This window comes from Salinicola halophyticus (assembly GCF_003206695.1).
Classification (GTDB): domain Bacteria; phylum Pseudomonadota; class Gammaproteobacteria; order Pseudomonadales; family Halomonadaceae; genus Salinicola; species Salinicola halophyticus.
The window spans coordinates 199,107-219,725 of record NZ_PZJN01000006.1 but is presented as its reverse complement, the minus strand read 5'-3'; the positions used below and the strand labels follow the sequence as shown (position 1 = coordinate 219,725).

Here is a 20,619-nt window from a genome sequence, read left to right as displayed (position 1 = left end):
CCGATAGTCTGTCGAGTGCGACACCGCTGTCGCCGAAATTTGGCGCTCCCGGCGATCGTGTGCGACTAGAGATAAGGCAGGAAGAGAAAGGAGAAGTTACAGGAAGGAGAAGGAAGAGGAAGAGAATCGAGCGACACGCGACTCGCGTATCAGCATCTCGATATCACGCATCGTCCTGCCAGGCACAAGCCATGGCATGACGAACGTGGTCGAACTCGAACCCGCGCCCCGCAAGGAAGCGCTCGCGCTTGGCCCGTTCGCGAGGCGTGGCGCCAGGGTCGTCGAACCGCTTGGCCAGCGCCTGGCAGGCCAATGCTTGCCAATCAGGCGATTCCGTCTCAAAAGCCAACGTCATCAGCGGTTCGGAGATTCCGCGCTGTCCCAGATCGACTCGGATCCTGACCGGCCCCTGACCCCGCGCGACACGCGAGCGCACGAACACCTCGGCGAAGCGCGTATCGGATTGAAGCCCGTCGCGAACCAGGTCATCCAGCGTCGTACGAATCTCTTCGCTTTCCACCCCTTTGGCATGCAGCCGGTTTTCCAGCTCGACGCGAGAGTATTCACGCCGAGCCAGAAATCGAATGGCCACATCTCGAGGGGAGGCGTCTCTGGAAGAACCGTCCCCGGAAGAAGCGCCCCGGGGGAAATCTCCATCGTCACGATCGAACATCGAAGACAACCGCCCGTTGGCTTACAGCAGCGTATCGCTGGCGTCGTTGCTTTCGGCGACGGCAGCTTCGGGCGCTTTTTCCTTGGGTTCCGGTGTAGCCAATAGCTGGGCCCGGATCTGGGTCTCGATTTCGGTCATGATCTCGGGATGCTCCTCGAGATACTGCGCGGCGTTGGCCTTGCCCTGACCGATCTTGCTGCCGTTGTAGCTGTACCAGGCACCAGCCTTGTCGACCAGGTTGCACTGCACGCCCAGATCGATCACCTCACCCGCGTGGTAGATGCCCTTTCCGTACAGAATCTGGAACTCCGCCTGGCGGAACGGTGGCGCCACCTTGTTCTTGACCACCTTGACCCGGGTTTCGTTACCGGTGACCTCGTCGCCCTGCTTGACCGCACCGATACGTCGAATGTCGAGGCGAACACTGGAATAGAACTTCAGCGCATTACCACCGGTGGTGGTTTCGGGGCTACCGAACATCACGCCGATCTTCATGCGGATCTGGTTGATGAACACCACCATGCAGTTGGCGTTCTTGATATTGCCGGTGATCTTGCGCAGTGCCTGCGACATCAGACGCGCCTGCAGGCCGACGTGGGAGTCGCCCATCTCGCCTTCGATTTCGGCACGTGGCGTCAGCGCCGCAACGGAGTCGATGATGATGGCATCGACACCCCCCGAGCGCACCAGCATGTCGCAGATCTCCAGCGCCTGCTCGCCGGTGTCCGGCTGCGAGACCAGCAGATCGTCGAGATTGACGCCCAGCTTCTCGGCGTAGCTGGGATCGAGTGCGTGCTCGGCATCGATGAAAGCGCAGGTCTTGCCGTCTCTCTGGGCCTGAGCAATGACCGATAGCGTCAGCGTGGTCTTGCCCGAGGATTCGGGCCCGAAGATCTCGACGACACGGCCGTACGGCAGCCCGCCGACACCCAGCGCGATATCCAGCCCCAGAGACCCCGTCGACACGACCGGAATCGCGGTACGCGGGGTATCACCCAGACGCATCACGGTGCCCTTGCCGAATTGGCGATCGATCTGTGACAGAGCCGCATTGAGTGCCTTGCTGCGGTTTTCGTCCTGTGCCATGAACGTCTCCTATGAATGCGCAGGGTGAGTCGGAGTAACGCCGTTCACGGCGATCGGCTCACGTACTGATTTGTCGTGCACTGTTTATCATGCACTGTATGGTTAGACAGTAGTATGGCGAAAAAAACCTTGCGCGCCTATCCCCGACCCAAGATTTTCGACCATGTCTTCACGGAAAGCCATGGGCAGGGCCTCTGCCATGCGGACTAGGCAACGGTGCCGTTCTCCAGCAGCGACTCGAGCAACCCGGCCAGCGCCACCGCAACGGCCAGATCGCGCACGCCTCGTCGGTCACCGGGCAGATGATGACATTTCACGCGCTGGCGACGTTCGTCACCCCAGGCAAACCACACCGTGCCCACGGGCTTGTCGAGAGTCCCGCCACCGGGGCCGGCAACGCCACTGATCGCCACGCCCAGCTCCGCCCCGCTACCGCGGCAGGCGCCGGCCACCATTTCCCGCACTGTCTCCTCGCTGACGGCGCCATGAACGTCCAGCGTATCGGGCGAAACGCCCAGCAGCCGTTGCTTGGCGACGTTGGCGTAGGTGACGTAACCGGTTTCGAAATATGCCGAGCTACCAGCAATCGAGGTGATCGCACTGGCAACGCCGCCGCCGGTACAGGATTCCGCCGTCGTCACTCGAATACCTCGCGCCAGACAGGCTTCGCCCAGGCGCCGCGACAGCTCGTCGGCGCCCAGCTCGATATCGACAGGCAATCCGGATTGCGGCATGCGTGGCTTTCCTCCTGGGCAAATCGCGCGTGTGCAAATGGCGTGTGCCAGCGAGACGTGAAAATTGGGACTCACGTCCGGCAACGGTCCGCGCGCTAACCGCGACCTTCACGCCGATGGAAACCGGCTGCATCCCAGTATGCGGGGAATCGGCATTGATGCAACGCAGCGCTCGACCGTATCGACCAAGGGTTCGGAAAACAGGCTCGGGAAACCGCAGTCATCGATGGCGGCCGTGAATTCCACGACAGCGACCTTGGCGATAGTGACCTTGTCGATAGTGACGTGGTGGCAATAACGTTGAGATCGGCAACGAGACGATAGCGGCCGCTTCAACGCGAACCGTGGGAGCCCTCGTTCGGCGGCGGCAGCACGGCCGGATGACGCGCGGCCAGCTCGGCCACCGCAATTTCCAGCAGCACGACGGCCAGCTCACTGAGATTGACGTTGCGTTGACTGGCCTCGATCGCCAGTAACCGATAGGTGGAGTCGCTGAGATGGTTGAGCACCAACCGGGCCATATGGGGGTCCTCGGTAGCCGGTTTTCAACACTGTAACGAGTTATCGGCAGGCACTCAGGTTGAAATCACTAGACCTGATGCCTGATCCCCTCTAAGGCAGCCATGAGCGTGTAGAGTCGACAAGCCAATCATGATCTTCACCGATCACCGAAACAAGCTCGGCCATCGCGGCACGCCGTGTTGGACCCAGTAGCGCCGTGGTAACCTTGGCGTTCCTCTCAGCACCCGGCACGCCGATGTCTCATCGGCCCCCGGAATCGACGGAGCTTACCGAGATACCATGCAGGACGCGGCCGCCAGCAAGAGCACCCAGCATACGCCGATGATGGCGCAATACCTCAAGATCAAACGCGAGCATCCTGACGTATTGCTCTTCTACCGCATGGGCGACTTCTACGAGCTGTTCTTCGAGGATGCCAAGCGCGCCTCGCAGCTGCTGGATATCACGCTGACGGCACGCGGGCAGTCGGCGGGCAAGCCGATTCCCATGGCCGGTATCCCCTACCACAGTGCCGAGTCCTATCTGGCTCGGCTGGTCAAATCCGGCCAGTCGGTGGCCATCTGCGAGCAGATCGGCGATCCCGCTACCTCCAAGGGCCCGGTGGAACGTCGCGTCGTACGGATCGTCACGCCGGGCACGCTGCTCGACGAAGCGCTGCTGGATGCTAGCCGCGACAACCTCCTGGTATCGCTGCACAGTGCCGGCGAACGCTGGGGCATCGCCTGGCTCGAACTCTCCAGCGGCCGCTTCAGCGTGCTGGAAGTCGACGGCGAGGCCGACATGCTGGCCGAGATCCACCGCCTGCAACCGGCGGAGCTGCTGGCTGCCGAAAGTCTCGATCTGCCGCCGACACTTGCCGAGCGGTCCGGGCTGCGGCGTCAGAACGACTGGCACTTCGATCTGGAGACCGCCAACCGGCTGCTGTGCGATCAGTTCGAGGTCGCCGATCTGCGCGGTTTTGGCTGCACGCACCTCGAGACCGCCCTGGTCGCCGCTGGCGTGCTGATCGACTACGCCCGCGATACCCAGCGCTCCCGCTTGCCCCACGTCACCGCGCTGGGGGTGGAGAGCCGCGACGAAGCGGTGGTGATCGACGCCGCCAGCCGGCGCAATCTCGAGATCGACATCAATCTCGGCGGCACCGGCGACAACACCCTGGCCAGCGTGCTCGACACCAGCGTCACGCCCATGGGGTCACGGCTGCTCAAGCGCTGGCTCAATCGGCCGCTGCGCGATCGCGCCCAGATCGGCGCGCGTCAGGCCGCCGTGCAACTGCTGCTCGACGACGATCAGTATCTGCTGCTTCGCGAGCCGCTCAACGCCGTGGGCGATGTCGAACGCATTCTGGCTCGCGTGGCCTTGCGCAGCGCCCGCCCCCGGGATCTGGCCCGGCTGCGCGACGCGCTCGAGGTACTGCCGACGCTGCAGCAGGATCTAGGACGAGTCGAGGGCGAGAGCGCGCTGAACGATCTCGGCCGCCACATTCGTCCCTACCCCGAGCTGGCCGACACCCTGACCCGGGCGTTGATGGACAATCCGCCGGTCGTGCTCCGCGAAGGCGGTGTCATTCGCGAAGGCTTCGATGCCGAGCTCGACGAGTACCGTGGCCTCGCCGAACACGCCGGCGACTACCTGATCCAGCTCGAGCTGCGCGAGCGCGAGCGCTCCGGCCTGCCCGGCCTCAAGGTCGGCTACAACCGCGTCCACGGCTACTACATCGAGATTCCTCGTGCCCAGGCCCGCGACGTGCCGGCCGATTACATTCGGCGCCAGACGCTGAAGAACGCGGAGCGTTTCATCATCCCCGAACTCAAGGAGTTCGAGGACAAGGCGCTTTCGGCGAAGTCACGCGCACTGGCACGGGAAAAGCTGCTCTACGAAAGCCTGATCGACACGCTCAACGCCGATCTCGATGCGTTGCAGGCCACCGGACGCGCGTTGGCCTCACTGGACGTGCTCTGCGCCTTTGCCGAGCGCGCCCAGCATCTGGAATTCGTGCGCCCGCATCTGCTGGAAACGCCAGGCTTCGACATTCGGGGCGGCCGCCATCCGGTGGTGGAACACGTCAGCCAGCATCCGTTCGTGCCCAACGACCTGATTCTCGACGATGACCGCCGCATGCTGGTCATCACCGGCCCCAACATGGGCGGCAAGTCGACCTACATGCGCCAGGCGGCATTGATCGCCCTGCTCGCCCACACCGGGAGTTTCGTGCCCGCCGACAGCGCCGAGATCGGCCCGGTGGATCGTATCTTCACCCGGATCGGTTCCAGCGACGATCTGGCCGGCGGACGTTCCACCTTCATGGTGGAGATGACCGAGACCGCCAGCATCCTGCACAACGCCACGGCCGAAAGCCTGGTGCTGATGGACGAGATCGGCCGTGGCACCAGCACTTTCGACGGCCTGTCGCTGGCCTGGGCGAGCGCCGAGCACCTGGCCGCGCAGCGCGCGTTCACGCTGTTCGCAACCCACTATTTCGAGATGACCGCGCTGGCCGAGCAGCAGGAAACGGTGGCCAACGTTCACCTGACCGCCGCCGAGCACAAGGACGGCATCGTCTTCATGCACCGCGTCGAGGAAGGCCCGGCCAGCCAGAGCTATGGCCTGCAGGTCGCCCAGCTCGCCGGCGTTCCGCAAAACGTCATCGCCCGCGCCCGCGACAAGTTGGCCAGCCTCGAGCAGCCGACAACGCTGCCGCCGGCGTCCGACAGTCGCCCCACGGCCGGCGGACCACAGCAGGCGGATCTGTTTGCCGCGACCCCGCATCCGGTTCTCGAGGCGCTGGAATCGTTGGACATCGATTCGCTAACGCCGCGGGCGGCGCTGGAGCTTCTCTATGCCTGGCGCGAGCAACACTAGGATGGGTACGAAAACTGCCTGCGCCAGCCGAGTTTTCATCTAACTCCAAGTCTGGCGCGAATCACGCCGAGGGATGGGTAGCTATAAGGCCATTCCTCGATGTTCACAACGCCCGCTTGCCCGGCCTGGCGCCGGCCGCCTAGAATATGGCGCCATTCGAATAGTGTCGGCGGCACTGCGCGTGCGGTGAACACGAAAAATCCTATCCGCCGAGATCGTGATAGCGAGAGACCGAGACAGGGGCCACGACCGGGCCGTCAATCAGGAGAGAACACCCATGACGTTCGTCGTCACCGAGAACTGCATCAAGTGCAAATACACCGACTGCGTCGAAGTCTGCCCGGTGGACTGTTTCTACGAGGGCCCCAACTTCCTCGTCATCCATCCCGACGAGTGCATCGACTGCGCGCTATGCGAACCTGAGTGCCCCGCCGAGGCGATCTTTTCGGAAGACGAGCTGCCCGAAGGTCAGCAGCAGTTCATCGAGCTCAACGCCGAACTCGCCGAGGTGTGGCCGAACATCGCCGAGCAGAAGGATCCGCCGGAAGACGCCAAGGCGTGGGATGGCAAGCCCAACAAGATCGAACTGCTGGAACGCTGATTTGCTATTACGCTTGGCCATACTGTGTTGAAATCAATCTCAAAGTGCTCATTTACACCTCGTAAACTCCGCTTTTTCGATTGATTTCGCCTTGTCTGGCCTGCGCTCATTACGCAAATCGGACGCTCGCTGCCGAATAACACAAGAAGGCCGCTCGATGAGCGGCCTTCTTGGTTTATCGGTCTACAGCGATTTTACTGCCCCTTGATCGCCTTCAGGCCCGGGTAGGCAACCTTGTCACCCAGCTCCTGCTCGATCACCAGCAGGCGGTTGTACTTGGAGACACGGTCGGAGCGGCACAGCGAACCGGTCTTGATCTGACCGGCGGCGGTGCCCACGGCGAGATCGGCGATGGTGGTGTCTTCGGTTTCGCCGCTGCGGTGCGAAATGACCGCGGTGAAGCCGGCGTCCTGTGCCATCTTGATCGCGTCCAGGGTCTCGGACAGCGAGCCGATCTGGTTGAACTTGATCAGAATCGAGTTGCCGATCTTCTCGTCGATGCCGCGCTTCAATATCCGGGTGTTGGTGACGAACAGATCGTCGCCGACCAGCTGGATCTTGTCGCCCAGCTTGTCGGTCAGCGCCTTCCAGCCGTCCCAGTCCGACTCGTCCATGGCATCTTCGATCGAGACGATCGGATACTGGTCGCAGAGATCGGCCAGGTAGTCGGTGAAGCCGGCGGCGTCGTACTGCTTGCCCTCCCCGGCGAGATCGTAGACTCCGTCCTTGAAGAACTCGCTGGCCGCACAGTCCAGCGCCAGCGTGACGTCCTTGCCCAGGACGTAGCCAGCGTCGTCGACCGCCTGCTTGATCACCGCCAGCGCTTCGGCGTTGGAAGACAGGTTGGGCGCAAAGCCGCCCTCGTCGCCGACCGAGGTGGAAAGCCCCTTGGCCGTCAGCACTTTCTTCAGCGCGTGGAATATCTCGGCACCCATGCGCAATGCTTCACGGAAGTTGGGCGCGCCCACCGGCTGGACCATGAACTCCTGAATATCGACGTTGTTGTCGGCGTGCTCGCCGCCGTTGATGATATTCATCATCGGCACCGGCATGGTGTACTGGCCCGGCTGGCCGTAGAGCTCGGCGATATGCGCGTAGAGCGGCACGCCTTTCTCGGTCGCCGCGGCCTTGGCCGCAGCCAGCGATACCGCGAGAATCGCGTTGGCACCGAGGCTCGCCTTGTTGTCGGTGCCGTCCAGCGCCAGCATGGCGTCATCGAGAGCGCGCTGATCGCTGGCATCCATGCCCATCAAACGCTCGCGAATCTTGCCGTTGACGGCGTCGACGGCCTTCAATACGCCCTTGCCCAGATAGCGTGACTTGTCACCGTCTCGCAGTTCCAGCGCTTCACGAGAACCGGTGGAAGCGCCGCTGGGGGCGCAGGCGCTGCCGGTAATGCCGTTGCTCAGCGTGACCTGGGCCTGAACGGTCGGGTTGCCGCGGGAATCGAGCACTTCGAGGGCACGGATATCAACGATCTCAGCCATGTTACGTCGTCCTGTCGGTTGAAAACTCGAGCGGTTGAATCACTCACCACATCGAGCGTGAAGCGTCCGGACCTTGGCTTGCTCGCCGCGGACGCGATGATTCGATCATGTTAGCAGTTTTGCCAGTGTTGGCAGGCCGGGTCCAGCCCCCCAACGACGGCGGGGGATGAATCGCTTCATCCCCCGCCGTGATCAGCCGATCACTCCTGATGCGCCATGCCATGCTGGCGCTGGCGGCTTGCCTTGTGCTCCAGCGCCGCATTGACGAAGCCGGTAAACAGCGGATGCCCGTCGCGGGGCGTCGAGGTGAACTCGGGGTGGAACTGGCACGCCACGAACCAGGGGTGGTCCGGCAGTTCGATCATTTCGACCAGCGACTGATCGCCACTCTTGCCCGATACGATCAGACCGGCGGCTTCGAGCTGTTCGACGAACTGCTCGTTGACCTCGAAGCGATGACGGTGACGTTCGGTGATGGTGTCCAGCCCATAGACCTCTTGCGCCCTGGAGCCCGGCTTGAGGCGGCACTCCTGGCCGCCGAGGCGCATGGTGCCGCCCAGATCGGAAGCCTCGTCGCGCAGTTCGATCTGCCCTTCCGGGTTGATCCACTCGGTGATCAGGCCAACCACCGGATGCCGGGTCTCGCGGGTGAACTCGGTGGAATTGGCATCTTCCCATCCCGCCACGTGGCGTGCGAACTCGATCACCGCCACCTGCATGCCGAGACAGATGCCCAGGTAGGGCACATGGTTCTCGCGAGCAAAACGCGCAGCCTGGATCTTGCCTTCCACGCCCCGCTCACCGAAACCGCCGGGGACCAGGATCGCGTCCTTGCCGGCCAGGCGCTCGGTGCCGTGACGTTCGATCACTTCGGCGTCGATATACTCGACGTTGACCTTCACGCGGGTCTGAATGCCGGCGTGGATCAGCGCCTCGTTGAGCGACTTGTAGGCGTCGAGCAACTCCATGTACTTGCCGACCATGGCGATGTTGATCGTCTTGAGCGGGTTGAGCTTGGCGTCGAGAACATGGATCCACTCGGCGAGGTCGGCCTGGGGCGCTTCGAGACGGAACTTGTCGCAGACGATCTCATCGAGACCCTGCTCGTGCAGCATCAGCGGAATGCGATAGATGGTGTCGGCATCCTGCAGCGGGATGACCGCGCGCTCCTCGACGTTGGTGAACAGCGCGATCTTGCGACGCTCGCTCTCCTCGAGCTCGACTTCGCTGCGACAGATCAGGATATCCGGCTGAATACCGATCGAGCGCAGCTCCTTGACGCTGTGCTGGGTCGGCTTGGTCTTGGTCTCGCCCGCGGTCTTGATGTAGGGCACCAGCGTCAGATGCATGAACAGGGCGCGGTTGGCGCCCACTTCGCTGCGCAGCTGACGGATGGATTCCAGAAACGGCAGCGATTCGATATCGCCCACGGTGCCGCCGATCTCCACCAGCGCCACGTCGTACCCCTCTCCCCCCTTGATCACACGGTGCTTGATCTCGTCGGTGATATGCGGAATCACCTGCACCGTGCCGCCGAGATAGTCACCACGGCGCTCCTTGCGCAGCACGTGCTCGTAGACCCGACCGGTGGTGAAGTTGTTGCTCTGGGTCATCTTGGTGCGGATGAAGCGCTCGTAATGCCCCAGATCGAGATCGGTTTCCGCGCCATCCTCGGTGACGAATACCTCGCCATGCTGAAACGGACTCATGGTGCCCGGATCGACGTTGATGTACGGATCCAGCTTGAGGATGGTGACCTTGAGGCCGCGGGCCTCGAGGATCGCCGCCAGCGAGGCGGATGCAATACCCTTGCCCAGTGAGGACACAACGCCGCCGGTCACGAAGATATATCGTGTCATGGAAAACCTGTCGAATCGTGGTCGTAGCCGTGAAAAGAGACCCGGGGGAGAAAGTCGGGCCAGGATGGGACGTCAGATTACCAGACTCGCTCGGAAGGCTCAATTTTGGATCGCGCGACCGCCCTGGCGGGGCCGCGAATCAGCTGGCGACGGCGCGCTGCAGCGATTCCAGACGTCGATCCCGAATGCCGAGCGCATGGAGATCGCCCACCGTGTTGTCGAGATATTCGCGACACGAGCCCAGCACGCCGCGGCCCGTGCGCAACAGATGCACCACGGTCTCGTCCGGCTGACGGCCGATATAGCGGTCGTGATGCGGATTGATCACGAAGGCGACGCCCCAGATCGGGCCGACGTCCGTCTTCAGCTTGATCCAGCGCGGCTGATAGGCGCCGGTCAGCATCTCGCGTCGCCACACCAGGGTCAGCTCGCGCTCGAGATTGTCGCCGGGTACGCGAAGCGCGACGCCATGACACGATCCGCCCGGCGCCAGCGCCAGCATCAGTCCCGGCGTCTCCGGCGTACCGCGACCGTGATCGAGCTTTAGGCAGAAATCGCGATGATAACCGTACAGCCGGCAGGTATGGCGCTCGGCAACCTCGACACACGGGTTCCAGATCAGCGAGCCGTAGGCAAACAGATAGACGCCGTCGATGGTCCGGGCCTCGGGCGGCGCCGTATCCAGAATGTGCTGAATGGAACCATGCAGGTCGTGATGACTCTTCAAGGCCACCTCGGGGTAGACCTGTTCGAAGTGACGACGAATCAGATCCTGCTCCAGAACCTCGCGGGTCATGGCGATCGACTTCTCGGCGGACGTGTCTTCATCGGCGCTGATATGGCCGGACTGCGGGTCACTCATTGGGGGCTCTATTCAGGGACGCTGACGCTATTCAGGGACGCTGACGCTGGGATTCGAGGATGCGACGGTAGCGGCATCGACGCGGCCGATACCGTCGCTACAGCCTAACGCCCACGACGCGCAAAGCGAAGCGCGAGTTAGACTTCAGTCTGAAACGCCCCGGCCCAGATTGGCGCCATGGCGCAGAACGAGATGCAGCAGGATCGCCCCGAAGGTGGCCGTTCCGATGCCGTCGAGGGTGAATCCGCCGACGTCGATCGAGAAGTTGCCTGCTCCCAGCACCAGCGTCACGGCCACGACGATCAGGTTGGTGTTGTCACCCAAATCGACTTGGTTCTGGATCCAGATGCGTGCGCCGGCAACGGCGATCAGGCCGAACACCACGATCGAGGCGCCGGCCAGCACCGGACCGGGAATCGTCTGGATCAGCGCCCCGAAGCGCGGCGAGAACCCGAGCAGAATGGCGAAGCCAGCGGCCGCGACGAAGATCAGCGTCGAATAGACCCGTGTCACCGCCATCACGCCGATATTTTCGGCATAGGTCGTCACGCCGGTACCGCCGGCGGCCCCGGAGACCATCGTCGCCAGCCCGTCACCCAGAAAGGCCCGGCCGATGTAGGGGTCGAGATCACGCCCGGTCATCGCGCCCACTGCCTTGATATGCCCCAGATTTTCCGCCACCAGAATCACCGCGACCGGCGCGATCAGCACCATCGCGTGAGGGCTGAACTCGGGGGCGGTGAACGCCGGCATTCCGAACCAGGCCGCGTTGGCGATGATCGAGAAATCGATGGGCGCGCCCCAGCCCAGGCCGTTGGTGACCAGCGCATAGATCGCGTAGGCCACGACCAGCCCCACCAGAATCAACAGCCGCTGCAGCATGCCGCGGGTCAGCACGGCCGCCAGACCGATGCAGAGAATAGTCACCAGCGCCATCGCGGCGTCGAAATTGGACCCCTTGACGCTGGAGACCGCCACCGGCGCCAGATTGAGACCGATGGTCATGACGATGGCTCCGGTCACCACCGGTGGCAGCAGGAACTCGATCCAGCGCGTGCCCGAAGCCATGACGATGAGACCGATGACCGCGTAGATCGCCCCGCAGGCGATGATGCCGCCCAGCGCCAGCCCGATCGAGGAGTTACCGCCGCCACCGCCGTAGCCAGTCGCCGCTATGACCACGCCGATGAAGGCGAAACTCGAACCCAGGTAGCTGGGCACGCGGCCGCCGACGACCAAAAAGAACAGCAGCGTGCCGATTCCAGACATCAGGATGGCCAGATTGGGATCGAACCCCATCAACAGCGGCGCCAGCACGGTGGAACCGAACATCGCGACGGCGTGCTGAACGCCCATCAACAGTGTTTGCGCTGGCGGCAGCGTCTGGTCAGGCGCGACCAGACCACCGTGGCTGGCATCGACGCGTTGCCAACGGGGAAACCAGGATGACATGGGTAACGTTCTCCACAATGAGGTGCCCCGAACGAGGGCACGGGCAGCCGGCGTTGCCGAGGGATGATCGCGGCGCCGCTGGCGTTTCGGCGCGCATTCTAGCGTTACGCCGAATGGCTGTCCGATCGAAAAATCGGCCAATAAAAAAGCGCCAACGGCGACGTTGGCGCTTTTTCGCTATCTCACGGTCATCGACCGGAAGGCTGCCATCATCGCCGGGAGCGAGAGACCAGCAAAGGGCAACGGAGACACCAGGCGTCGCCGAGATGCCTCAGCCACGCTCCGGCAGGCGCGACGTGAGGATATTCGAGCGCCGTTCGATCTCCTCGAGCATACCGGCACATTCGTCCGACATCCCGCTGTCGTGCAGCTTGGCCAGCGAGAAAAGCGCCTTCAGCTGGCCACTGATCATGATCGCCTGATCACCACCTTCCTGATCCAGCACATGATCTTCCAGCGCTCGCAGTTGGGTGTTTGCCTGGTCGAGGATGTTGCGTTCAAGCCTGATCATGGTTTGACCTTCCAAAGATTGCGGTTCGATTCGAGCGCGCCACTGTAAAGGCTCCCTGATCTATATACCATCGCTGATCACGATCGATCGTGCCAGCCATCGACCGATTTTACGCGACCGTTCAGTCAACCGTTCACTCACTCACAGCGGTTCACTCACCCACAGCGTGGCGATCAGACCTTGAGATAATCGAGAATGCCTTCCGCTGCCTGACGACCCTCATAGACCGCGGTCACCACCAGATCTGAGCCGCGCACCATGTCGCCCCCGGCGAACACTTTCTCGTTACTGGTCTGATAGGCGAAGCGCTCCATCTGTGCCGGAATTTCCGGCGCCAGCACCCGGCCGCGTTCGTCCACTTGGATCTGGTGGGTATCGAACCACTCGATCTCGCTGGGCTGGAAGCCGAAGGCGATGACCACCGCGTCGCAAGCCAGGATTTCCTCGGAGCCCGGCACCACTTCCGCACTGCGCCGGCCCTTGTCGTCCGGTTCGCCCATGCGGGTGCGCACCAGCTTGACGCCTTCGACCTTGTCTTCGCCGACGATCGCCACCGGCTGGCGGTTGAACAGGAAATCGACGCCCTCTTCGCGGGCGTTGGTCACCTCCCGCTTGGAACCGGGCATGTTCTCTTCGTCGCGGCGGTAGGCGCAGGTCACGCTGGCCGCGCCCTGACGGATCGAGGTGCGGTTGCAGTCCATCGCGGTATCGCCGCCACCCAACACCACTACACGCTTGCCGGCCATCGATACATAGTCGGAGGAGGCCTGCTCGAAGCCGAGATGGTGGTTGGCGTTGGCGATCAGGAAGTCGAGCGCCTTGTAGACGCCGTCCGTCTCCTCACCGGGGAAACCGCCGACCATGTACTTGTAGGCGCCCATGCCGAGAAATACCGCGTCGAACTCATCAGAGAGCTGTTCGAAGGTAATATCGCGGCCAATTTCGGTATTGAGCCGGAATTCGACGCCCATCTCCTCGAACACCGACCGTCGACGCTCCATCACCGACTTCTCGAGCTTGAACTCGGGAATCCCGAACGTCAGCAGCCCGCCGACTTCCGGGTAGCGGTCGAACACCACCGGCTTGACGCCGTTCCTCACCAGCACATCGGCACAGCCCAGCCCGGCCGGCCCCGCGCCGATCACGGCCACACGCTTGTCGGTCATCACCACTTGCGACATGTCCGGGCGCCAGCCCATGGCGAACGCGGTATCGGTAATGTACTTCTCCACCGAGCCGATGGTGACGGCACCGAAACCGTCGTTCAGGGTGCAGTCGCCTTCGCACAGCCGATCCTGCGGACAGACGCGACCGCAGACTTCGGGCAGCGAGTTGGTCCGGTGCGACATCTCCGCGGCTTCGAGGATGTTGCCCTCGCTGACCAGCTTGAGCCAGTTGGGAATGTAGTTGTGGACCGGGCATTTCCACTCGCAGTACGGATTGCCGCAATGCAGGCAGCGGTGGGCCTGGCTGGCCGCCTCGCTGGGCTTGTACGGCTCGTAGATCTCGGCGAATTCCCGCGAGCGGCTACGCGCATCCTTCTTCTGCGGGTCGCGGCGACCCACATCGATGAACTGAAAATCGTTACTCAAACGGTTTGCCATGTCTTATCTCCTCACTGGGCCGACGACGCTCGCTGACTCTGACTGCCACTATGCTTACTCAAGTTGCCGTCATGCCTCATTCAGGCTGTCGCCTGGATTGGGCCAGCAAACCGTTGAGACTTGCGGCCTTGGGCTTCACCAGCCAGAAATGGCGGATGAAGTCGGAGAAATCCTCGAGAATCGCATGCCCGCGTGGCGAATCGGTCTCTTCCACATACTCGGTGATCACCTCGCGCAGGTGACGGCGATAGGCTTCCATCGATTCGGTATTGATCCGGTGGATCTCGACCAGTTCATGGTTGTAGCGATCGACGAAACCCCGATCCTCGTCGAGCACGTAGGCGAAGCCGCCGGTCATGCCCGCACCGAAGTTGATCCCGGTCTTGCCGAGCACGCAGACCAGCCCGCCGGTCATGTATTCGCAGCAGTGGTCCCCGGCGCCTTCGATCACCGCGTGGGTGCCGGAGTTGCGCACGCCGAAGCGCTCGCCGGCCATCCCCGCGGCGAACAGCTTGCCGTCGGTGGCGCCATACAGGCAGGTGTTGCCGATGATCGCGGTCTCGTGGCTCAGGAAGCGGCTGGCCTTGGGCGGCACGATCACCACCTTGCCACCGTTCATGCCCTTGCCGACGTAGTCGTTGGCATCGCCTTCCAGATACAAATTGAGCCCGCGCGCGTTCCACACCCCGAAGCTCTGGCCCGCAACGCCGGTGAAGCGCGCCGTGATCGGCGCATCCTCGAGCCCCGCCTCGCCGTAGCGTTTGGCGATCTCGCCGGAGACCCTTGCGGCTACCGAACGATCGCAGTTGGTGATCTTGAACGAGAACTCGCCGCCGGACTTCGACTCGATCGCCGGCAGCAGTGCGTCGAACACTTCCTGGTTCTTGGCGCCCGGATCGTGCGGCACGTTGCGGCTGACCTGACAGAACTGCGGCGCGTCCTTGGGCACGAAGTCGTTGGCCAGCAGCGGGCTCAGGTCGAGCTTGCGCTGCGCGGGCGTTTCACCTTCGAGCGCTTCGAGCAGATCGGTACGCCCGATCAGGTCGGTCAACTGGCGCACGCCGAGCAGCGCCATCAGCTCACGCACTTCTTCGGCGATGAAGCGGAAGTAGTGCTTGACCATGTCCACCGTGCCGCGGAAATGCTCGTCGCGAAGCTCCTGGTGCTGAGTGGCGACGCCGGTGGCGCAGTTGTTGAGGTGGCAGATCTTCAGATACTTGCAGCCCAGCGCCACCATCGGCGCGGTGCCGAAGCCGAAACTCTCGGCGCCGAGGATCGCCGCCTTGACCACGTCGAGACCGGTCTTGAGGCCGCCGTCGGTCTGCAGCCGGATCTTGTCGCGCAGACCGTTGATGCGCAGCGCCTGATGGACTTCCGGGAGACCCAGCTCCCACGGGCTGCCGGCATGACGGATCGAGGTGATCGGGCTCGCCGCGGTGCCGCCGTCGTAACCGGAGACGGTGATCAGATCCGCGTAGGCCTTGGCGACACCGGTGGCAATGGTGCCGATACCCGGCTCGGAGACCAGCTTGACCGAGACCTGAGCGCTCGGATTGACCTGCTTGAGATCGAAGATCAGCTGGGCCAGGTCCTCGATCGAATAGATGTCGTGGTGCGGCGGCGGCGAGATCAGCGTCACGCCGGGCACGGCATAGCGCAGCCGCGCGATCATCTCGTTGACCTTGCCGCCCGGCAGCTGGCCGCCTTCGCCGGGCTTGGCGCCCTGGGCGACCTTGATCTGCAGCACTTCAGCGTTGACCAGATACGCCGGCGTCACCCCGAAGCGTCCGGAGGCGATCTGCTTGATCTTCGACGAGCGAATGGTGCCGTAGCGGGCCGGATCTTCGCCGCCCTCGCCGGAGTTGGAGCGCCCGCCGGTTTCGTTCATCGCCTGGGCCAGCGCCTCGTGCGCTTCGGGCGACAGCGCGCCCAGCGACATCCCGGCGCTGTCGAAACGCAGCAGCAGATCCTCGACCGGTTCGATCTCGTCCAGCGGCAACGGTTCGGCCGCCGGCTTGAGCCTCAGCAGATCGCGGATCGTGGCCACCGGGCGCTCGTTGACCAGCCGCGCGAACGCCTTCCACTTGGCGTAGTCGCCCTGCTGGACCGCCTGCTGCAGCGTCATCACCACATCGGGATTGTAGGCGTGATATTCGTGGCCGTGAACGAACTTGACCAGCCCGCCCTGACGCATGGTCTTGCGCGGAATCCAGGCATCGCGTGCGGCCAGCTCCTGCTGCATTTGCAGCTCGCTGAATCCGGTGCCTTCGATACGCGACATCATGCCGTCGAAGCACATCTCCATGACTTCGGACCCCAGCCCCACGGCTTCGAACAGCTGCGAGCCACGGTAGGAGGAGATCTGCGAAATGCCCATCTTCGACAGGATCTTGTAAAGCCCCTTCTGCATGCCCTTGCGATAGTTCTCGCGGGCATCCGCCGGGTTGCCGACCAGCTCGCCGGTACGGTGCATGTCCGCCATCACCTGGTAAGCCAGATATGGGTAGACCGCGGTGGCGCCGACGCCGAAGAACACCGCCATCTGATGCGCGTCGCGGGCGTAGCCGGTCTCGACCACGATATTGACCCGCGGACGCAGCGCCAGCCTGGCCAGATGATGATGCACCGCGCCGGTGGCCAGCAGCGCCTGGATCGGCTGTTTGCCTTTTTCGAGCTCGGCATCCGACAGCACCAGGATCACCTTGCCGTCGTGGGCGGCCTGTTCGGCCTGCTGACAAAGGGCCATCAGCGCCTGACGCAGCGAGGTCGTCTCGGGATCGTACTGCAGCGGCAGGGTGATCGAGGCGAATGCCGGATCTTCCTGAGTCACCAGCGCGGTGAACTTGCGCGGCGACAGCACCGGGGTGGTCAGGATCAGGCGGTGCGCATGTTCGGGCGTCGCCTCGAACACGTTCAGCTCGGCCCCGCAGCAGGTCTCTAGCGACATCACGATCGCTTCGCGCAGCGGGTCGATCGGCGGATTGGTGACCTGGGCGAATTTCTGGCGGAAGAAATCGGTGAGCAGACGATTCTGGCGCGACAGCACCGCCATCGGCGTGTCGTCGCCCATCGAACCCACCGCCTCCTGGCCGCTCTCGGCCAGCGGACGCAGCAGCTGATCGCGCTCCTCGAACGTCACCGAGAACATCTTCTGATAGACGTTGAGTTCGTCGGTCTCGAACGGCTGGAAGCGCGCCAGCTCGGTCAGCGCCGACTCCAGATAATGGGCGTGCTCCTTGAGCCAGCGACGATAGGGATAAGCGGACTTGAGCCGCTGATCGATGTCGTCGGTGTGCAGCACTTCGCCGGTCTGGGTATCGACGGCGAGAATCTGACCCGGCCCGACGCGACCCTTGGCCACCACGGATTCCGGCTGATAGTTCCACACCCCGATCTCGGAAGAGAGCGTGATGTAGCCGTTATCGGTAATCACCCAGCGCGCCGGGCGCAGGCCGTTACGATCGAGCATGCACACGGCGTGACGGCCGTCGGTCATCACGATGCCGGCGGGGCCGTCCCACGCTTCCATGTGCATGGAGTTGTATTCATAGAAGGCGCGCAGATCGCCGTCCATGGTCTCGACGTTCTGCCACGCCGGCGGCACCATCATCCGCACCGCGTTGTAGAGATCCATGCCACCGGTCAGCAGCACTTCGAGCATATTGTCCATGCTCGAGGAATCGGAGCCGGTGGTGTTGACGATCTCGTCGAGACCTTCGATATCCGGCAACAGCTCGTTGACGAAGTTGGCCTTGCGCGCATTGGCCCAGCTGCGGTTGGCCTCGATGGTATTGATCTCGCCGTTGTGCGCCATGAAGCGAAACGGCTGCGCCAGCGGCCAGCGCGGCGCCGTGTTGGTCGAGAAACGCTGATGGAAGACGCAGACGGCGGTCTCGAGACGCTCGTCGCCCAGATCCTGATAGAAGGTAGGCAGGTCCGCGGGCATCATCAGGCCCTTGTAGGAAACCACCTTGGACGACAGCGAACAGACGTAGAACTCTTCTTCCCGGCTGAGCTTCTGCTCGGCAAGACGACGAGCCATGAACAGCTCGACATTGAAAGCGGCGTCGGACTGGGACCTATCCCCTTCGACGAACACCTGACGAATGCGTGGCAGGCACTCGAGCGCCATCGGCCCGCAGACACTCGGGTCCGTGGGCACGTCGCGCCAGCCCTTGACGCTCAGACCGCGTTCGGCCAGCTCGCCTTCCAGCGTTTCCCGAGCGCGCTGTTCGCGGGCGTCGTCGTCGGGGAAGAACACCATGCCAACCGCGAAGCGCTCGCCCAGCGTCACGCCGAGCTGATCCTCGGCCAGCGCTCGCATGAAGCCCATCGGCATCTTGAGCAGCAGACCGCAGCCGTCACCGGTCTTGCCATCCGCCGCGATACCGCCGCGATGGGTCATGCAGGTCAGGGACTCGATCGCCGTCTTGAGCAGATCATGACTGGCCTGCCCTTCCATATGAGCAATCAGGCCGAATCCGCAGTTGTCGCGGAATTCGCCAGGCTGGTGAAGACCTCTCATCATGGGCGTGCCTCACAAAGCAGTGTCAGAATACAGGGTCTTGTATCCGGTCTAGTAAAAAGAGATAATTACATGTTTTGTAATTTTTATAGCCGCATTCAACGTTGAACGAGCGGATTATTTTGCGTCTCAGCGCACCCAAATCTTACCGCTGACGGTCGCCAAAAGGCCGGTCAGAATAGCCAGTTACCTGCCCCAGCGCAATCCGATGCCCCACCGAGCAACCCACAAACGCATTGAAAATCCGAGACTTAGCTTTAAATTTATAAAAATACGCTGCTAACACAAAGGCTTAGAGCCTTATTTAGACGAAAGTCTTATCAACTGCCGCCATCGCTGGATCATGCTGAAATCGACGCCCGGAGGCCATACCGATACGGCATGGAGCATACCAATTATAGGGATAACGTTCCCTCAAACGAACCCTTCAGCAAGATCGTCGATGCCGGATGCCTCAGAACGCGACAAGCTTCTGGACCTGCGAACCGGACGTGATCGCCCGGGTCGGTGGCGGCGATCAAGCCAAGTCGCTGCGAAACAGGCTGGCCAGAATGAAGGAGAGGCGAGCCACGACGAAAGAGAGCCGCCGGCAACTGACGCCGCCGGAGAAGACAGCCGGCGACAGCGGCCGGAATCGTGTGGGCTAGAGGCGGTATCCCGGGAAAGGGAGACGAGGCCCGATCAGAAATCAGGTTCGGGGGAAATCCGTCAGCAGACGCTCGAGCTGCTCGGGGTCGGTATCGTCTCGAATGCAGGCCCGCCCCAACGTCTCGAGCAGGATCAAACGCAGGCGACTGTCGACATTCTTCTTGTCGAGCCGCATTCGAGAGAGAAAATCCTCGGCTTGCATGCTGGCCGGTGCCGTCACCGGAAGGTCCGCCGCGCAAAGAATCGCAGCGACACGTTCGACATCAGCCTCGTTCAGCCAGCCGCGCTGGGCGGATAGCCGAGCCGCCATCATCATGCCGGCGCTCACCGCCTCGCCGTGGAGCCAGTTGCCGTAGCCCTGGTGCGCCTCGATCGCATGCCCGAAGGTGTGGCCCAGATTGAGCAGCGCTCGCACGCCCTGCTCGGTCTCATCCTCGGCCACCACCTCGGCCTTGATCTCGCAGCTACGACGGATGGCATAACGGATCGCGCCTTCCTCGATGCCACGCAGCGCGCCGAGATTGGCCTCCAGCCAGGCAAGAAATTCCAGATCCCAGATCAGGCCGTACTTGATCACTTCCGCCAGCCCGGCGGAAAGCTCGCGGGGCGGCAACGTGGTCAGCGTGTCGGTATCGACCAGCACTGCCCGCGGCTGCCAGAACGCGCCGATCATGTTCTTGCCGCGCGGATGGTTGACCCCGGTCTTGCCGCCCACGGAAGAGTCGACCTGGGCCAGCAGCGTGGTGGGAATCTGAATGAAAGCGACGCCGCGCTGGTAGCTCGCGGCCGCGTAGCCGGTCATGTCACCGATGACCCCGCCGCCGAGCGCGATCAGCGTGCAGCGACGATTGAACCCGGCGGCCAGCAGCGCATCCCAGATCCTCTCGACCGAGGACAACGTCTTGGTCGCCTCGCCGTCGGGCAGGATGACTTCCCGGATTTCCAGCTCGGCGCCGGTAAGCGTCTCTTCCTTGGGCGCATCGAGGGCGCCCGCTAGCGTTTCTTTGAGCGCATGAAGATAGTGCGGCGCGATCACCTCGTTGGTCACGATCATGACCTGACGTCCGGCCAGGTAAGGCAGCAGGTGCTCTCGGCTCGTCAGCAGCCCCGCACCGACATGGATCGGATAGCTACGCTCGCCCAGCGAGACGTTCAGCGATTCCACGGGAAGCGACGAGACTGACGACATGAGA

At 62.9% G+C, this 20,619-nt stretch carries 14 protein-coding genes; 2 read left to right on the top strand and 12 right to left on the bottom strand.

What is annotated here, in order from left to right:
- Nucleotides 1–163: 163 nt before the first annotated feature.
- The 4 genes from DOM58_RS08845 to DOM58_RS08830 form a co-directional block, all read right to left on the bottom strand.
- Nucleotides 164–673 carry a regulatory protein RecX gene (locus DOM58_RS08845; RefSeq protein WP_110692540.1) on the bottom strand — a complete coding sequence of 170 codons (510 nt, stop codon included), beginning with the start codon at nt 671–673 and terminating at the stop codon, nt 164–166.
- Nucleotides 674–694: 21 nt separating this feature from the next.
- Nucleotides 695–1,759 (bottom strand): recombinase RecA, encoded by a 1,065-nt coding sequence (gene recA, locus DOM58_RS08840; RefSeq protein ID WP_110692539.1) that lies wholly within the window; start codon nt 1,757–1,759, stop codon nt 695–697.
- A 206-nt stretch (nt 1,760–1,965) separates the two neighbouring features.
- On the bottom strand, nt 1,966–2,493 hold the full coding sequence (locus DOM58_RS08835; RefSeq protein WP_110692538.1) for a CinA family protein: 528 nt from the start codon (nt 2,491–2,493) through the stop codon (nt 1,966–1,968).
- A 332-nt stretch (nt 2,494–2,825) separates the two neighbouring features.
- Complete coding sequence (locus DOM58_RS08830) at nt 2,826–3,014, bottom strand: hypothetical protein (RefSeq protein ID WP_075561138.1); 189 nt, start codon at nt 3,012–3,014, stop codon at nt 2,826–2,828.
- A gap of 280 nt (nt 3,015–3,294) precedes the next feature.
- On the opposite strand from DOM58_RS08830, the gene mutS reads away from it, so the two are divergent.
- Together mutS and fdxA are read left to right on the top strand one after the other, a co-directional pair.
- The gene (gene mutS, locus DOM58_RS08825) at nt 3,295–5,877 is read left to right on the top strand and encodes a DNA mismatch repair protein MutS (RefSeq protein ID WP_110692537.1); all 2,583 of its coding nucleotides are present in this window, start codon (nt 3,295–3,297) and stop codon (nt 5,875–5,877) included.
- 277 nt (nt 5,878–6,154) lie between these two features.
- Nucleotides 6,155–6,478 (top strand): ferredoxin FdxA, encoded by a 324-nt coding sequence (gene fdxA, locus DOM58_RS08820; RefSeq protein ID WP_075561136.1) that lies wholly within the window; start codon nt 6,155–6,157, stop codon nt 6,476–6,478.
- Between the two features lie 194 nt (nt 6,479–6,672).
- Here the strand turns inward: fdxA and eno are convergent, their stop codons facing one another.
- The 8 genes from eno to aroB all read right to left on the bottom strand — a co-directional run bounded on the left by eno (nt 6,673) and on the right by aroB (nt 20,615).
- Nucleotides 6,673–7,965 (bottom strand): phosphopyruvate hydratase, encoded by a 1,293-nt coding sequence (eno, locus tag DOM58_RS08810; protein WP_110692536.1) that lies wholly within the window; start codon nt 7,963–7,965, stop codon nt 6,673–6,675.
- A gap of 200 nt (nt 7,966–8,165) precedes the next feature.
- On the bottom strand, nt 8,166–9,824 hold the full coding sequence (locus DOM58_RS08805; RefSeq protein WP_110692535.1) for a CTP synthase: 1,659 nt from the start codon (nt 9,822–9,824) through the stop codon (nt 8,166–8,168).
- Nucleotides 9,825–9,963: 139 nt separating this feature from the next.
- On the bottom strand, nt 9,964–10,686 hold the full coding sequence (locus DOM58_RS08800) for a gamma-glutamylcyclotransferase (protein WP_110692534.1): 723 nt from the start codon (nt 10,684–10,686) through the stop codon (nt 9,964–9,966).
- 144 nt (nt 10,687–10,830) lie between these two features.
- The gene (locus DOM58_RS08795; protein WP_110692533.1) at nt 10,831–12,138 is read right to left on the bottom strand and encodes a solute carrier family 23 protein; all 1,308 of its coding nucleotides are present in this window, start codon (nt 12,136–12,138) and stop codon (nt 10,831–10,833) included.
- A gap of 271 nt (nt 12,139–12,409) precedes the next feature.
- On the bottom strand, nt 12,410–12,649 hold the full coding sequence (locus tag DOM58_RS08790; RefSeq protein ID WP_075561132.1) for a hypothetical protein: 240 nt from the start codon (nt 12,647–12,649) through the stop codon (nt 12,410–12,412).
- A 173-nt stretch (nt 12,650–12,822) separates the two neighbouring features.
- Complete coding sequence (locus tag DOM58_RS08785) at nt 12,823–14,253, bottom strand: FAD-dependent oxidoreductase (RefSeq protein ID WP_110692532.1); 1,431 nt, start codon at nt 14,251–14,253, stop codon at nt 12,823–12,825.
- Nucleotides 14,254–14,329: 76 nt separating this feature from the next.
- Nucleotides 14,330–18,781 carry a glutamate synthase large subunit gene (gltB, locus tag DOM58_RS08780; protein WP_110692531.1) on the bottom strand — a complete coding sequence of 1,484 codons (4,452 nt, stop codon included), beginning with the start codon at nt 18,779–18,781 and terminating at the stop codon, nt 14,330–14,332.
- Nucleotides 18,782–19,466: 685 nt separating this feature from the next.
- Nucleotides 19,467–20,615, bottom strand: coding sequence for a 3-dehydroquinate synthase (gene aroB, locus DOM58_RS08770; RefSeq protein ID WP_110692529.1), 1,149 nt, complete (start codon nt 20,613–20,615; stop codon nt 19,467–19,469).
- Nucleotides 20,616–20,619: the final 4 nt, after the last annotated feature.